Source organism: Marinobacter sp., from assembly GCF_033722195.1.
Lineage (GTDB): Bacteria > Pseudomonadota > Gammaproteobacteria > Pseudomonadales > Oleiphilaceae > Marinobacter.
Window position 1 is genome coordinate 1 of record NZ_JAWVZL010000073.1, and the last position, 15,407, is coordinate 15,407.

Below are 15,407 nucleotides of genomic sequence, written 5' to 3' on the forward strand. Positions count from 1 at the left end.
ATCAGCGTGCTGGGTCACGAAACCGCCGGCAACGCCGATGAAACCCTGGAATCCTCCCGTCAGATGTCCGATCTGACCAAGTCCCTTCAGCGCCTGGTGGAAGCCTTCCGCTACTGAGGACGGCAATGGTCAAGGTGGCGCCTGTCAGGGCGCCACCTTGACCGGCAGCAGGCGGCGGCTACTGGCCGCTGGTCTGCTCCCAGAGGATTTCCTGGGCGCCGTCCCGTCTTGCCAATACCCGGGCCACCACGAACAGAAGATCCGACAGCCGGTTCAGGTAGTGTCTTGAGGCGGTGTTGATGGAGTCCTCGTGGCCCAGGGCCACCACCACTCGCTCCGCGCGCCGGCACACCGCCCGCGCCATATGGCACTGGGCCGCGGCCCGGGAGCCGCCCGGCAGGATGAAGTTCTTCAGCGGCGGCAGGAATTCGTTGTACTTGTCCAGGGTCTCCTCGAGCCAGCTGATGTGGTTCTCGCCAATCACCCGGCTGCCGGGAATGGCGAATTCACCCCCCAGATCGAACAGGTGGTGCTGGATGCGTTTGAGCATGGGCACCAGCTCGTCTCCCGTTGACAGATCCTCGATCAACAGTCCGATGTGGCAGTTGAGTTCGTCTGCCGAACCCATGGCGTCGACCCGTTGGGCGTTCTTGGCAATACGGCTGCCGTCGGCCAGACCGGTGGAGCCGTCATCACCGGTTCTGGTGTAGATCTTGGAGAGGCGATTGCCCATGTGATGCTCCCGTTACTGGGTGGATGATATGGCTTTTACCCGCTCTGTCAGCATCCGGTTCACCGGCGCCGGTAAATTGCGGGCCTCGCACTGATCGGCGATCCAGCCGTTGATGAAGTCTATCTCTGTGGGCCTCCGGTTGCGGACATCGCTGAGCATGGAGGAGGTATTGTCGGCAGTGCGCCTGGCCACCGTCTCGATCTGGTTGCGCAGGGCCTCCGGGTCCTGTGGCAGCCCCAGACTCGCCATCAGTTTGGCGATTTCCCGGCAGAGCTCGTCGATGTGCTTCCGGTAGAAGGGCCGGCCAAGTATGTCGCCATTGCGGCAGTCCAGCAGGGCGGTAAACGGGTTGATGCCGGCGTTGACCGCGACCTTGCGCAGCAGCCGGGCCTGGATGTCGGCTTCCTCATGCAGCTCAAGGCCGGAGGCCTTCAGACGCTCCACCACCCATGAGCTGCAGGCCTGGCCCGCGGCGGTAAGCGGGCCGACCCAGGTTTCGCCGTGGCCGGCGTGAATCACGGTGTCCGGATCCGGGCAATTGGCACCCTCGGTGGTTGAGGCCGCCAGGATGGGTCTTCCGGGGTAGGTGCGGGCCACCAGCTGCTGGCTGCCCATGCCGTTCTGGAACAGCACCACCGGTACCGAGACGGGTATTTCCACCAGCAGGTCGGCCAGCGCGGGAAGGGTATCCTGGGCCTTGGTGGTGACCAGAAGCAGGGTCGGGGGATGGTCGGGATGCGGCCAGTGCCATGGCGCCTCGATCGGCCTGACATGGCCATCGGCGGTCTGCAGCCGATAGCGGCAGAGCCCGGAACGGTCGGGTCGGCGGGGCACTAGGCCGACCCCTTCGGAGCCCAGGTAACCGGCCCAGAGCCGGCCCAGGGCACCGGCCCCCAGTATCAGCAGGGCCGGTGCCGGCGGCGGGTCCTGGCTCAGGCCGGTCGCCATGGCTACATCGCCTCGATGGCTTCCCGCTGGCCTTTCAGACGACTCAGGCTGCCCTGGGCCTCGTCCAGCCTGGCCTGTTCCTTGGCCACCACGTCGGCCGGGGCCTTGGCGGTAAACTTCTCGTTGCCCAGCTTGGCTTCCAGCCGGGCGATCTCCTTGCCCAGGCGATCCAGTTCCTTGTCCAGGCGGGCCAGTTCGGCGTCCTTGTCGATCAGGCCGGCCATGGGTACCAGCACTTCCATCTCGCCCACCAGTTGGGTGGCGGCCATGGGGGCATCCCGCTCACCGAGCCATTGCAGGCTTTCCAGCTTGGCCAGTGAACTCAGGAACTGGTGGTTTTCCTGCAGACGGCGCTCGTCCTGCGCGTCTCCGCCCCGCAGCAGAACCGGGATCTTCTTCGCCGGCGAGATGTTCATTTCGCCGCGGATGTTACGCACAGCTTCAATGACGCCTTTCACCCACTGGATGTCGGCGCTGGCCTTGCTGTCCTCCCGCCCGGCGTCCGGAACCGGGTAGGGTTGCAGCATGATGCTGTCGCCCTGGCGACCGGCCAGGGGCGCGATCCGCTGCCAGATTTCTTCGGTGATGAACGGCATGATGGGGTGGGCAAGCCGCAGCACCGCCTCCAGCACCCGTACCAGGGTGCGGCGGGTGCCCCGCTTGGCCTCATCGCTGGCGCTGTCGTCGTTCAGCACCGGCTTGGAGAGTTCCAGGTACCAGTCGCAGTACTCGTTCCAGATGAACTCGTAGAGGGCGTACGCGGCCAGGTCGAAGCGATACTGGTCCAGGTGGCGGATCACGTCTTGCTCGCAACGCTGCAGCTCGCTGATGATCCAGCGGTCCGCAAGGGACAGACTGACCGCTTCGCCGCCGGTGCCGCAATCCTCGCCCTCGGTGTTCATCAGCACGTAGCGGGCGGCGTTCCAGAGCTTGTTGCAGAAGTTGCGGTAGCCTTCCAGGCGCTTCATGTCCCAGTTGATGTCCCGACCGGTGGTGGCCATGGCCGCCAGGGTGAAGCGCAGGGCGTCGGTGCCGTGGGGGGCGATGCCCTCGGGGAATTCTTTCTCGGTGCGCTTGCCGATCTTCTTGGCCAGCTGCGGCTGCATCAGGTTGCCGGTGCGCTTTTCCAGCAGATCGTCGAGGCTGATGCCATCGATCATGTCCAGCGGGTCCAGCACGTTGCCCTTGGACTTGGACATCTTGTCGCCGTGCTCGTCCCGGATCAGGCCGGTGACGTAAACCGTCTTGAAGGGCACCTGGGGCGTGCCGTCCTCGTTCTTCATGAAGTGCATGGTCATCATGATCATCCGGGCCACCCAGAAGAAGATGATGTCGAAACCGGTCACCAGCACATCGGTGGGATGGAAGCTGCGCAGGCGCTCGGTGTCTTCCGGCCAGCCCAGGGTGCCGAAGGTCCAGAGCGCGGAACTGAACCAGGTGTCCAGCACATCTTCGTCCTGGCTCAGGGGCAGGTCCGGGGCCAGCTTGTACTTGGCCCGCACCGAGGTCTCGTCGCGGCCCACGTAGATGTTGCCGTCGGCGTCGTACCAGGCCGGGATACGGTGGCCCCACCAGAGCTGGCGGGAAATGCACCAGTCCTGGATGTCCCGCATCCAGGAGAAGTACATGTTCTCGTACTGCTTGGGCACGAACTGGATGCGGCCATCCTCCACCGCCTCGATGGCGGGCTTGGCCAGGGTCTTGGCGTCGGCGAACCACTGGTCGGTGAGCATGGGCTCGATGATCAGCCCGGAGCGGTCGCCGCGGGGCACGCTCAGCACATGGTCTTCCACCTGATGCAGCAAGCCCTGGGCTTCCATGTCTGCCACTATGGCCTTGCGGGCGTCCTCCCGGCTGGAGCCGGCGTAGGCCTCCGGCAGGGTGGCGTCCAGTTCGGTGTTCTCGCTGCCGTCGCTGTTGAAGACTTCGGCCACGGCCCGGATGTTGGCATCCGGGGTCAGGACGTTGACCATGGGCAGGTTGTTGCGCTTGCCGACGGCGTAGTCGTTGAAATCGTGGGCCGGGGTGATCTTGACGCAGCCGCTGCCTTTCTCGGGATCGGCGTGCTCATCCGCCACAATGGGAATGCGGCGGTTCACCAGCGGCAGCATGACGTGCTGGCCCACCAGGTGCCGGTAGCGGTCGTCGTCGGGATGCACCGCCACCGCGGTATCCCCCAGCATGGTTTCCGGACGGGTGGTGGCCACCACCAGGTAGTCCTTGCCGTCGGCGGTGGTGGCACCATCCGCCAGTGGGTAGCGCAGGTGCCAGAAATGGCCCTTCTCTTCCTTGTTCTCCACTTCCAGGTCGGAAATGGCGGTGTGCAGTTTCGGGTCCCAGTTTACCAGCCGTTTGCCGCGGTAGATCAGGCCCTCGTCGTAGAGCCGGATGAAGACTTCCTGCACCGCCCGGTAGAAGCCGTCGTCCATGGTAAAGCGTTCGTGGTCCCAGTCCACGGAGTTACCCAGGCGCCGCATCTGGCGGGTGATGGTGCCGCCGGAGTGGGCCTTCCAGTCCCAGATCCGGTTGATGAACTCATCCCGGCCCAGGTCATGCCGGCTCTTGCCTTCCTCCGCCGCCAGCTTGCGCTCCACCACCATCTGGGTGGCGATGCCGGCGTGGTCGGTGCCCACCTGCCAGAGAGTGTTGCGGCCCTGCATGCGCTTGAAGCGGGTGAGGGTGTCCATGATGGTGTGCTGAAAGGCGTGGCCCATGTGCAGACTGCCGGTGACATTGGGCGGCGGGATCATCTGGCTGAAGGATTCGCCCTCGCCCGAGGGCCGGAAATAGCCCTTGGCTTCCCAGTCTTGGTACCACTGCTGTTCGATATTCTCTGGCTGGTAGGTTTTTTCCATGGGATGTCTGCTAATCGCCGGTGGTGGATCGGATTTCTGGAAATTGGAGAGCGGCAATTATACATGCTCGCCATCACGGCGGCGAACCTCAGCGGCGGGCCTTGCGCTGGTCGTGAACCCGGGGCTCGATGCCCAGTGCCCGTAACTGGCGAAAGTGGGAGCGCGCCTGGGCCAGCACCTCCGGGTCATCCTGGGCCACCAGTGCCAGGCGCTGGAAACGGTCAGCGTCCGCCGGCAGCTGGGCGGACAGGATAATCACCGTGTCCCACTCCGTGGCCACCGGCTGGCAGAGCAGGATGCCCACCGGGTCGGGACAGGCGGTGGCCGAGTCCGGCACCACGGTGTGGGGGATGAAGGCCTCGGGGCTGAACTGCCACAGCAGGTCGTCCAGCTCCTCGGCCTGGCGCACCGAATCGCAGGCGATACAGACCCGATCCCCCTGCTGGTAGGCCTTGTCCGCCAGCCGCACCGCGTGAAGGTTGCGGGCGGCCGGGGTGTTCTGGGCCAGGATGTGGAACCAGTAGGACCGCTCGCCGGCGCCGGTGTTACTGGCCGACATGGGACATCAGGTAATCCACCAGCAGCGGTACCGGCCGGCCGGAGGAACCCTTGGCCTTGCCGGAGTGCCAGGCGGTGCCGGCGATGTCCAGATGGGCCCAGCGGTAGTCCTTGGTGAACCGGGACAGGAAGCAGGCTGCCGTGATGGAGCCGGCGGGACGACCGCCGATGTTCTGCATGTCGGCAAAGTTGCTGTCCAGCTGGGACTGGTAGTCGTCCCAGATTGGCAGACGCCAGACCCGGTCGCAGGCCCGCTCGCCGGCGGCGGTGATCTGCTCGGCCAGGGCGTCGTCGTTGCTGAACAGGCCGGTGGCGTGATGACCGAGCGCGATGATGCAGGCGCCGGTGAGGGTGGCCAGATCCACCACCGTGGCGGGATCGAATTTCTTCACGTAGGTGAGGGCGTCGCACAGCACCAGCCGGCCCTCGGCGTCGGTGTTGAGGATCTCGACGGTCTGGCCGGACATGGAGGTGACGATGTCGCCGGGGCGGGTAGCCTGGCCATCCGGCATGTTCTCGGCGGCGGCAACCACCGCCACCACGTTGATGGCGGGTTTGGTTTCGGCCACTACCTGCATGGCGCCGAAGACCGCCGCGGCACCGCCCATGTCGTACTTCATCTCGTCCATGCCCTCACCGGGCTTGAGGCTGATGCCGCCGGTGTCGAAGGTGATGCCCTTGCCCACCAGCACGTGGGGCCTGTCCTTGGACTTGCCGCCACGGTACTCCATCACGATCAGCCGGGCCGGCTGGGCGCTGCCGGCGGACACCGACAGCAGGGTGTTCATGCCCAGCTTTTTCATCTGTTTCTCATCCAGGATCTCGGTCTTGATGACATCGTGATCCTTGGCCATTTTCTCGGCCTGCTCCGCCAGCCAACTGGGGTGGCAGACATTGGGCGGGGTGTTGCCCAGGTCCTTGGTGAGGTTCATGCCGCGGCCCGTGGCCAGGCCCAGTTCCAGGGCGCTCTTGAGGTCCTTGCCGGTGCTGGAGGCGGTCACGGTGATCTTGTTGAGCTTGCGCTCGGGTGCCTTCTCGCTCTTGTAGCCGGTGAAGCGGTAGAGCTGGTCTTCAATCACTCGGCCGATCATGCTCAGACGGTTGGCCTCGGTGCCTTCCACGTTGCTGGTGGCAAGATCACTCAGGGTGATCACTGCATGCTTGGCGGCGCCATCCTTGAGCTGGCCCAGGGCGGCCACCAGCAGCTTGCGGAAGTTGGCGGGAGTGCGGTCACTGTCGGCGCCGGCACCCACCACCAGCACGCGCTGCCAGGCCTGGTCCCTGACCGGCACCAGCAGGGTGGCACCGAGCTTACCTGAGATATCCCCGGCCTTGTGCAGTTCGCCCAACAGCCCGCCCAGGGCCTCATCAACCTGGCGCGTGGATTCCGGCCACTGGCCCTTGTCGGGGGCGGCGACCACCAGACAGTCGGCCTTGATGCTGACAGGGGATTTACTGCTCAGGGTCACGTTCATAGTGTCTCCGGTTGTCGGACTTGATCTGTGGTATGGGGGCCGGTGCGGACCAGGTTGTGGTCACCGGTGTTTTGAGGCTACGGTCGCCATAGCATTATGGTTCTGCCGTTATTTATCAAGGCTTGGCCGGGGCTGGCGGTAGGCTCCTCCGAATGGCAGCGCTGAGCGGTCTGTCATTCACCCGGCAGGTTACTTAGAATAGCGGCCACATCCACCCAGCCGGGTGGCCGCGTCCACTCGCCAACCGGATCGGAATCGCTTTGAGCATCATTTTCCGCTACCTCACACGACAGGTGATGATCAGCATGCTGGCGGTGTCCGGCATTCTGTTGATGGTGTTCATGAGCGGGCGCTTCATCAAGTACCTGGCGGATGCGGCCGCCGGTGAGCTATCCGGTGATGTGCTGTTCCAGATCATGGCCTACCGTTTTCCCGGCTTCCTGGAGCTGATCCTGCCGCTGGGCTTCTTTATCGGCATCCTGCTGGCCTATGGCCGCATGTACCTGGAGAGCGAGATGACCGTGCTCTATGCCTGCGGTGTCAGTGAGCGCCAGGTGCTGGGCCAGACCCTGGTGGGCAGCCTGCTGGTGATGCTGGTGGTGGCGGCCATGAGTCTCTACGTTTCACCCTGGGGCATGAAGCAGGTGGAGGCCATCTTCAACGAGCAGCGCCAGGCCACCGAATTCGAGATGCTGGCGCCGGGGCGGTTCCAGGATCTCGCCGGTGGTGGTCGGGTCACCTACACCAAGGCTCTGAGTGACGACAAGCGCGAGCTGCAGGGCGTCTTTATTGCGGAGTTCGCTCCCGACGGCCAGGGCCTGACCCTGATCTCGGCTGATACCGGTTCCCAGTTCATCGACGAGGCCACCGGCAGCCGCTTTCTGGTGCTGGAGGAAGGCACCCGTTTTCAGGGTGTGCCGGGCCAGCTGGATTTCGACGCCACCCGGTTTGAGGCCTATGGCCTTAAGGTGGAAGGCGGCAGCGCCAGCCAGCGCCGGGAGGAGGAGGCTATAAGCACCCTCGAGCTGATGAACTCCAGCGATCCGGAGGCCCGGGCCCTGCTGCACTGGCGCTTCTCGCTGCCGCTGATCGTGCCCATCGTCACCCTGCTGGCGGTCCGCCTGAGCCGGGTCAACCCCCGCCAGGGACGGTTCTTCCACCTGCTGCCGGCGATGCTGCTCTACATCCTCTATCTGGGGCTGCTGATCGTCGCCCGTGACGCCCTGGCGGACCAGAAAGTGCCGGAATGGCTGGGCATGCTGTGGGTTCACGCGCTGTTCCTGGCCCTGGCCCTGTGGCTGATGTTTGGGCCGGCCTGGCTGCGCAAACGCCGGCTGCAGCGGGAGGGACCAAGGCTGGCGGGGGGTGCCGATGCGTAAGCTCGATCACTATGTGATGCGCACGGTCGGTGGCGCCATGCTGCTGGTGATGCTGGTGGTGCTGTCACTGGATCTGATCTTCGCGTTCATCGCGGAACTGGAGGATGCCCGCAACGATTACCAGACCCTGCAGGCGCTGCTCTACGTGTTCATGACCCTGCCGCGGCGGATCTACGATTACCTGCCGCTGGGGGCCTTTATGGGTTGCCTGGTGGGTCTTGGCGCCATGGCCAGCGCCTCCGAGCTGACGGTGATCCGGGCGGCGGGTGTGTCCATCCGCCGCATCGTGTGGTCGGCGATGAAGCCCACCCTGGCCTTTGTGCTGGTGGGTGTGCTGATCGGTGAGTACGTGGCGCCCCCGGCCGAGCGCATGGCCCAGAGCCAGAAAGCCGTTGCCCTGGGAGCGGGCCAGAACATCGCCCTGGCATCCGGGATCTGGCACCGGGAGGGGGATACCTTCATTCACCTGAATGCGGTCCAGCCAAACGGCGTACTCTACGGCGTCTCGCTGTTCCGCTATGGGGAGGATCGCTGGCTGGCGTCGGCCACCTTTGCCGAGCGTGCGATCTATCAGGGCGATCACTGGGTGCTTCAGACGGTCACCACCACCCGCCTCAGCGAGCAGGGCACCGAGCTTGAAACAGCCATCCAGCAGCGTTGGGACAGCGGGCTGTCACCGGATGTGCTGAGCGTGCTGATCGTCAAACCGGAGAATCTGTCCATGTCCGGCCTGTTTACCTACGCGTCCTACCTGGACCAGCAGGGTCTGCGTTCGGCCACCTACTGGCTGGCGTTCTGGAAGAAAACCCTGATGCCGCTGGGTACGGCGGTGATGGTGTTGGTGGCCATTTCCTTCATTTTCGGTCCGCTGCGATCGGTGACCATGGGGTTTCGGGTGTTTACGGGGCTGATCGTGGGCCTGCTGTTCAAGTACATGCAGGACCTGCTGGGACCCATGAGCCTGGTGTTCGGCTTCAACCCCATCCTGGCGATCCTGTTGCCCATTGCCATCAGTGCGGTGGCGGGCTTCACCCTGATGCGCCGCGCCGGCTAGGGACCGCCGAATAGGCCCCTTCTGCGGCGAAGGGCGGCGTTGCGCGGTGCTCGCAAACTCGCCTACGAGACGGTATGTATTCTTTGCTGCGCGCCGTGCGCCTTGCCCTTCATCCGCAGCAGGAGCCTCTTAAGCGATCCCTCAATTTATGCCCTGAAGTAAAGAGACGGTGGCATCTCAGGTCTTGGGTACGGCCACCACGCGACTTTCCGAGAAGCGGTCGGTCCAGGTCCTGCGCTCGCTGTCCCAAAGCATCCAGAAGTAGCCCAGGCCCAGGGCGAGCCAGCTTATCCAGCCCATCATGAAACGCAGCAGTGCCTGCATCCAGCTGATGGACACGCCATTGGCATTCTCCACCCGGATGCGCCAGACCTGCATGCCCAGGGTCTGGCCGGTGCGGGTCCAGAAATAGCCGAAGAACAGATACAGCGTGATGAACAGGACCGAGGTCAGAAGCGGGTCGGTTGTCAGCTTGCCGGCCTCCGCCAGCGCCGCGTAGCGGTCGAAGCCGATGATCCAGGCAGCGATCAGGGTGTAGATCCAGGTGGTCACCAGCAGCACCGCGATGCAGATCAGGCCGTCATACAGCATCGCCAGCAGGCGCTTGAGCAGGGTGGCGGGTGCCAGTAGTTCATCCGGGTCATGGAAACGGCGTGGCATAGCGGCTCCGGCAGCAATTACGTGATGGTTCAACAACACCCGCGGGGCGGGATTCGGTAAAAGCGGGGCGCAAGTATAGCCTATTCCCGCGGTGGATTGCGGCGGCCTTGAGGTCGGGTGGAGGGGCAGGCTTGCCGGCAGCATTCCGGACGCGTCACACAGAGCCTTGCGGATTTGCTAAAGCACGGACCGTTCTCGTTTTTACATCCCGCGGCCTATGCTAGAGTACCGGCTTCGCGCAGCGCTGGCTTCGGGTTTTGCCGATCACTGTTTTCGCTGCGATCCGGATACACTATGGGTTGATTGCTCGTTCCATCAGCACGGGGTTGTGAAAACCGCTATGAAAACCGCAGAGTTGCGACAGGCGTTTCTGGAATACTTCAAACAGCAGGGCCACACCGTGGTGCCCAGCAGCTCGCTGGTGCCTGCCGATGACCCGACACTGCTGTTCACCAACGCCGGCATGAACCAGTTCAAGGATGTGTTCCTCGGCCGTGAGCTACGGGACTACAGCCGCGCAACCTCGACCCAGAAATGCGTCCGCGCCGGCGGCAAGCACAACGACCTGGAGAACGTCGGTTACACCGCCCGCCACCACACCTTCTTCGAGATGCTGGGCAACTTCAGCTTCGGCGACTATTTCAAGCGTGAGGCCATCCAGTACGCCTGGACCTTCCTCACCGGCGAGCAGTGGCTGAACCTGCCCAAGGAAAAGCTCTGGATCACCGTCTACGCCTCGGATGACGAAGCCTTCAACATCTGGAACTCGGAGATCGGTGTGCCCGCCGAGCGCATCGTGCGCATTGGCGACAACAAGGGTGCCCCCTACGCCTCCGACAACTTCTGGCAGATGGGTGACACCGGCCCCTGCGGCCCCTGCACCGAGATCTTCTACGACCATGGCCCCGACGTGGCGGGCGGCCCCCCGGGCAGCCCCGAGGAAGATGGCGACCGCTATATCGAGATCTGGAACGTGGTGTTTATGCAGTTCAACCGCACCGTGGACGGTGAAATGCAACCGCTGCCCAAGCCTTCAGTGGACACCGGCATGGGCCTGGAGCGCATCACCGCGGTCTTGCAGGGTGTGCACAGCAACTACGAGATCGACCTGTTCCAGGACCTGCTGAAAGCCGCCTCCGGCATTCTCGGTGGTGTCGCTACCACCGAGGCCTCGCTGCGGGTCGTGGCGGACCACATCCGCTCCTGCGCCTTCCTGATCGCCGATGGCGTGATGCCCTCCAATGAGGGGCGCGGTTTCGTACTGCGCCGCATCATCCGGCGCGCGGCCCGTCACGGCAACAAACTGGGTGCCGCCGAGCCCTTCTTCTATCGCCTCACCGGCGCGCTGGTGGAGTTGATGGGGGACGCCTTCCCCGAGCTGGTGAGGGCGCGGGCACAGATCGAGCGGGTCCTGCAGCAGGAGGAAGAGCAGTTCGCCAAGACCCTGGACAAGGGCCTGCGCCTGCTGGAGCAGGACATCGCCAGCCTCAAGGGCAGCGAGATCCCGGGCGAGACCATCTTCACCCTGTACGACACCTACGGCTTCCCGGTGGACCTGACCAATGACATCGCCCGGGAGCGGGGCCTGACCCTGGACTACGAGGGCTATGAGAAGGCCATGGAGAGCCAGCGTGAGCGTGCCCGGGCCGCCAGCAAGTTCGGCATCGACTACAACGCCGGCCTGAAGCTGGAGGGCAGTACCGAGTTCACCGGCTACGAGCACATCGATGGTCACGAGAAGATCCACACCGTGCTGGTGGGTGGCGAGGAAAAGACCGCCGAGGCTGGTGATGAGGCCGTGGTGGTGCTGGAGCGTACCCCCTTCTATGCCGAATCCGGCGGTCAGGTAGGGGATACCGGCCTGCTGACCTGGAGCGGTGGCCGCTTCAAGGTCAACGACACCCGCAAGGAAGGCAAGCACCACCTGCACATCGGCACGCTGGTGGAGGGTGAGCTGTTCCCCGGTCTTGAGGTGGATGCCCGCATCGATCACGCCCGCCGTCAGGCTACGGCCCTCAACCATTCCGCGACTCACCTGCTGCACGCCGCCCTGCGCAAGGTGCTGGGCGAGCACGTGACCCAGAAGGGCTCGCTGGTGGATCCCGACAAGCTGCGGTTCGATTTTTCCCACTTCGAGCCGGTCTCCGCCGAGCAGTTGCGGGAGATCGAGCGCCAGGTCAACGAGCAGATCCGGGCCAACACCCCGGTGGCCACCGAACTGACCGATATGGAACAGGCTCAGAAAAAAGGCGCCATGGCGCTGTTCGGTGAGAAGTACGGCGACACCGTGCGGGTGCTGAGCATGGGCACCGATAACTATTCCGTTGAACTCTGCGGCGGCACCCACGTGTCCCGCACCGGCGACATCGGCGTGCTCAAGATCACCGCCGAGAGCGGTATCTCCTCCGGTGTCCGTCGCATCGAAGCGGTCACCGGCGAGGGCGCGCTGCGCTGGATCGAGCAGAACGACCGGGCGCTGCGGGAAGTGGCGGCACTGGTGAAAGGCAGCCGCGACACCGTGATCGACCGGGTCCAGAGCCTGGCGGAGCGGAACCGGCAGATGGAAAAGGAACTGGAGCAGATGAAGCAGAAGCTGGCCAGCTCCGCCGGTACCGATCTGGCGTCATCCGCGGTCGAGGTCAATGGCCTGAAAGTGGTGGCCTCCGAGCTGCCCGGTGCCGATCGCAAGGCCCTGATGGATACCGCCGACCAGCTCAAGAACAAGCTCGGTGATGGCGTGGTGGTGCTGGCCAGTGTCGAGGATGGCAAGGTGACCCTGGTGGCCGGCGTGACCAAGACCGCCACGAACCGGGTCAAGGCCGGTGATCTGATGAAGCATCTGGCGGCCCAGGTTGACGGCAAGGGCGGTGGTCGCCCGGACATGGCCCAGGGCGGCGGCAACGATCCGTCCCGCCTGGCGGATGCCCTGGCCGGCGTGCCCGGCTGGGTGGCCGAGGCAACTGCCTGAAAGTTTTTGTTGTTAACACCAAGGCGGGATTATAATCCCGCCGTTTTGGCTGGTGGTCCGGCTGGCTGACCCCGTTTGGAGTGTGGGAAGAAAATGGCATTGTTGGTTCAGAAATTTGGCGGTACCTCGGTCGGCTCCACGGACCGGATCGAAGCAGTGGCGGACAAGGTCTGCCGCTTCCGCAAGGAAGGCCACGACGTGGTCGTGGTGGTCTCCGCCATGAGTGGCGAGACCAACCGGTTGATCGGTCTGGCCAAGGCGATCATGGAGGAGCCCACGCCGCGGGAGCTGGATGTGCTGGTGTCCACCGGCGAGCAGGTCACCATTGCACTGCTGTCCATGGCCCTGCAGAAGCGCCAGTGCGATGCCCGGTCCTACACCGGTTCCCAGGTGCGGATCCTGACCGACAGCGCCCATACGAAGGCACGGATTCGCCAGATCGACGAGCAGCGCATGCGGGAAGATCTGGCGGCGGGCCGGGTAGTGGTGGTGGCCGGTTTCCAGGGTATCGACGAGGACGGCAATATCACCACCCTGGGCAGGGGTGGCTCGGACACCACGGCGGTGGCCCTGGCGGCGGCACTCAAGGCCGATGAATGCCAGATCTATACCGACGTGGACGGCGTCTACACCACCGATCCGCGGGTGGTGGACAGCGCCCGCAGGCTGGACCGCATCACCTTCGAGGAGATGCTCGAGATGGCCAGTCTCGGCTCCAAGGTGCTGCAGATCCGGGCCGTGGAATTCGCAGGCAAGTACAACGTACCGCTGCGGGTGCTTTCCAGCTTTGATGAAGGCGAAGGTACCCTGATTACTCTTGAGGATGACAACGTCATGGAACAACCGGTCGTTTCCGGCATAGCTTTTAATCGTGATGAGGCCAAACTGACCATCTCAGGTGTACCTGATACACCTGGCAGTGCGCTTCGTATCCTTAAGCCGGTCAGCGATGCCAACATCGAAGTGGACATGATCGTGCAGAACGTCGGCGCCGATAACCGCACCGACTTCACCTTCACCGTCCACCGTAACGATTTCAACCGCGCCCGGGAGATCCTGGCCCGCGTATCCGAAGAGCTGGGTGCCAGGCAGGTCAGCAGCGACAGCAAGATCGCCAAGGTCAGCATCGTCGGTGTCGGCATGCGGTCCCACGCCGGTGTCGCCACCAAGATGTTTGCGGCACTGTCGGATGAAGGCATCAATATTCAGATGATCTCCACCTCTGAGATCAAGATCTCTGTGGTGATCGACGAGAAGTATCTTGAGCTGGCGGTTCGGGCGCTCCACAGCGCGTTTGAATTGCACAAGCCCGAGGGCGAGGTCTGAGCGGCAGGCAGGCTGTCAATCCGTCCGGATCTCGGTAACAAGGGAACCATTCCTGGTCATCAGGATCGGAGTAAGTGCCGATTAAAGGATTGGCGTGGTCCCACTATAAATGCAGTGACCGAATACACTTAGTCGGAACAGGTAGCTCTAAAAAGGGAGTAACGGACATGTTGATCTTGACCCGCCGCGTCGGCGAAACCCTGATGGTTGGTGACGAAGTGACCGTGACCGTCCTGGGGGTAAAAGGAAACCAGGTACGCATCGGTGTGAACGCACCCAAAGAAGTGGCCGTTCATCGGGAAGAAATCTACCAGCGCATCCAGAGCGAGAAGTCGTCGGACTCGGATGGGCCGGAGCCCGGCAACAGCTGAGGATCTGAAAAGGCCCGCTGATAGTGCGGGCTTTTTTTTGGCACCGGGCTAATCGCACCTGAAAAACCCGGAGTCAAGCCTATGAAAACAGAAAAATTATGGTACTATACGCCGCGTTCTCAAGGAGAGGTGGGTGAGTGGCTGAAACCAGCTCCCTGCTAAGGAGCCATACGCATTGCGCGTATCGAGGGTTCGAATCCCTCCCTCTCCGCCATTTTCTCTGCGGAGACATTGAGAACAGATGCGCGGTTGTAGCTCCCCGGAGCGCCGGCCGGCTGGATAAAGTACCTGGCTACGAACCAGGCGGTCGGAAGTCCGACCAAACGTGTTTAGTAATGACTGATGCGCGGCTGTAGCTCAGCTGGATAGAGTACCTGGCTACGAACCAGGCGGTCGGAGGTTCGAATCCTCCCAGCCGCGCCATATTCAAACAGAAGACCCCGCCTCGTGCGGGGTTTTTTGTCTACATGGTTCGGAGTAGAGAGGTTTGACGCCCTCCTTTACCACATCAGATCATCAGGTATCTGGTAGTCCGCGTAAGGGTCATCAGACGCCGAATCGTCCTTCTTGCGCTCATGCAGCACCACCACTGCGCTTGCATCCCGCTCCATGATTTTCCGGGCAACGCCTTCAGCAACAAGCTCGTAACCCTCATTCACAAAGACCACCGCCAGACGTCCACGGGAGAGCTGGTCAATCATGGTTTCGTCCACGAAGATCTTTTTTATCTTTTTGTCGTGAACAAACTGGTAGGCAGTTTCGCCACGTTTCCGGTCGAGGCGGTTGGCAGCCACCAGTTGCCGGATCTGGGCCTGTATAGCCTTGCGCTGGGCCTCTTCGTGGCGCTTCTGGTTTAGCTGGCGGTCCCGCTCGGCCTTTTCCGCCCGAGCCTGCTGGGCTCGCAGCTGGGTTTCGTTCACCTCAGTGGCACCCTTGGGCTGCTGTTTGCGCTGTTTATGCTTTTCCTTTTTGAGGGCTTTGGCCTTTTTTTCGTCGGCAAGTCCCGCTTTCAGTAGCTGGTCCTGAAGTGATGGCATGTCTGATGGATCCTTTGATATCTCTGATGTTGACGTGGCTATG

Annotated in this window: 12 protein-coding genes and 2 tRNA genes; 7 read left to right on the forward strand and 7 right to left on the reverse strand. The window is 63.2% G+C overall.

Going from position 1 to position 15,407, the window contains the following annotated elements:
• Nucleotides 1-178: 178 nt before the first annotated feature.
• The 5 genes from R3280_RS12270 to R3280_RS12290 form a co-directional block, all read right to left on the reverse strand.
• Entirely contained in the window at nucleotides 179-733 is a 555-nt protein-coding gene (locus tag R3280_RS12270; protein ID WP_318998899.1) for a cob(I)yrinic acid a,c-diamide adenosyltransferase, read from the reverse strand.
• Between the two features lie 12 nt (nucleotides 734-745).
• Nucleotides 746-1,681, reverse strand: a complete 936-nt coding sequence (locus R3280_RS12275) for a 2-dehydropantoate 2-reductase (protein ID WP_318998900.1) — start codon at nucleotides 1,679-1,681, stop codon at nucleotides 746-748.
• A gap of 2 nt (nucleotides 1,682-1,683) precedes the next feature.
• Nucleotides 1,684-4,536 (reverse strand): valine--tRNA ligase, encoded by a 2,853-nt coding sequence (locus R3280_RS12280; protein WP_318998901.1) that lies wholly within the window; start codon nucleotides 4,534-4,536, stop codon nucleotides 1,684-1,686.
• 88 nt (nucleotides 4,537-4,624) lie between these two features.
• Entirely contained in the window at nucleotides 4,625-5,095 is a 471-nt protein-coding gene (locus tag R3280_RS12285) for a DNA polymerase III subunit chi (RefSeq protein WP_318998902.1), read from the reverse strand.
• A complete protein-coding gene (locus tag R3280_RS12290; protein WP_318998903.1) occupies nucleotides 5,082-6,569 on the reverse strand; it encodes a leucyl aminopeptidase in 1,488 nt (495 codons plus the stop codon). Before R3280_RS12290 ends, R3280_RS12285 begins: the two co-directional genes overlap by 14 nt.
• A gap of 260 nt (nucleotides 6,570-6,829) precedes the next feature.
• Here R3280_RS12290 and lptF point away from each other — a divergent pair, with 260 nt between their 5' ends.
• A complete protein-coding gene (lptF, locus tag R3280_RS12295) occupies nucleotides 6,830-7,948 on the forward strand; it encodes an LPS export ABC transporter permease LptF (RefSeq protein ID WP_318998904.1) in 1,119 nt (372 codons plus the stop codon).
• A complete protein-coding gene (gene lptG, locus R3280_RS12300) occupies nucleotides 7,941-9,002 on the forward strand; it encodes an LPS export ABC transporter permease LptG (RefSeq protein WP_318998905.1) in 1,062 nt (353 codons plus the stop codon). Before lptF ends, lptG begins: the two co-directional genes overlap by 8 nt.
• Before the next feature lie 177 nt (nucleotides 9,003-9,179).
• Here lptG and R3280_RS12305 read toward each other — a convergent pair whose 3' ends face one another.
• Complete coding sequence (locus tag R3280_RS12305) at nucleotides 9,180-9,662, reverse strand: RDD family protein (RefSeq protein WP_318998906.1); 483 nt, start codon at nucleotides 9,660-9,662, stop codon at nucleotides 9,180-9,182.
• A gap of 340 nt (nucleotides 9,663-10,002) precedes the next feature.
• Between R3280_RS12305 and alaS the strand changes: the two genes are divergently transcribed.
• The 5 genes from alaS (at nucleotide 10,003) to R3280_RS12330 (ending at nucleotide 14,750) form a co-directional block, all read left to right on the forward strand.
• A complete protein-coding gene (gene alaS / locus R3280_RS12310; protein WP_318998907.1) occupies nucleotides 10,003-12,630 on the forward strand; it encodes an alanine--tRNA ligase in 2,628 nt (875 codons plus the stop codon).
• A 93-nt stretch (nucleotides 12,631-12,723) separates the two neighbouring features.
• The gene (locus R3280_RS12315) at nucleotides 12,724-13,956 is read left to right on the forward strand and encodes an aspartate kinase (RefSeq protein ID WP_318998908.1); all 1,233 of its coding nucleotides are present in this window, start codon (nucleotides 12,724-12,726) and stop codon (nucleotides 13,954-13,956) included.
• 167 nt (nucleotides 13,957-14,123) lie between these two features.
• Nucleotides 14,124-14,327, forward strand: a complete 204-nt coding sequence (csrA, locus tag R3280_RS12320) for a carbon storage regulator CsrA (protein WP_318998909.1) — start codon at nucleotides 14,124-14,126, stop codon at nucleotides 14,325-14,327.
• Between the two features lie 123 nt (nucleotides 14,328-14,450).
• Nucleotides 14,451-14,541: transfer RNA gene (locus tag R3280_RS12325), tRNA-Ser, on the forward strand.
• Between the two features lie 132 nt (nucleotides 14,542-14,673).
• Nucleotides 14,674-14,750 (forward strand) — tRNA-Arg (locus tag R3280_RS12330).
• A 77-nt stretch (nucleotides 14,751-14,827) separates the two neighbouring features.
• Here the strand turns inward: R3280_RS12330 and R3280_RS12335 are convergent.
• On the reverse strand, nucleotides 14,828-15,364 hold the full coding sequence (locus tag R3280_RS12335) for a DUF2058 domain-containing protein (RefSeq protein ID WP_318998910.1): 537 nt from the start codon (nucleotides 15,362-15,364) through the stop codon (nucleotides 14,828-14,830).
• Nucleotides 15,365-15,407: the final 43 nt, after the last annotated feature.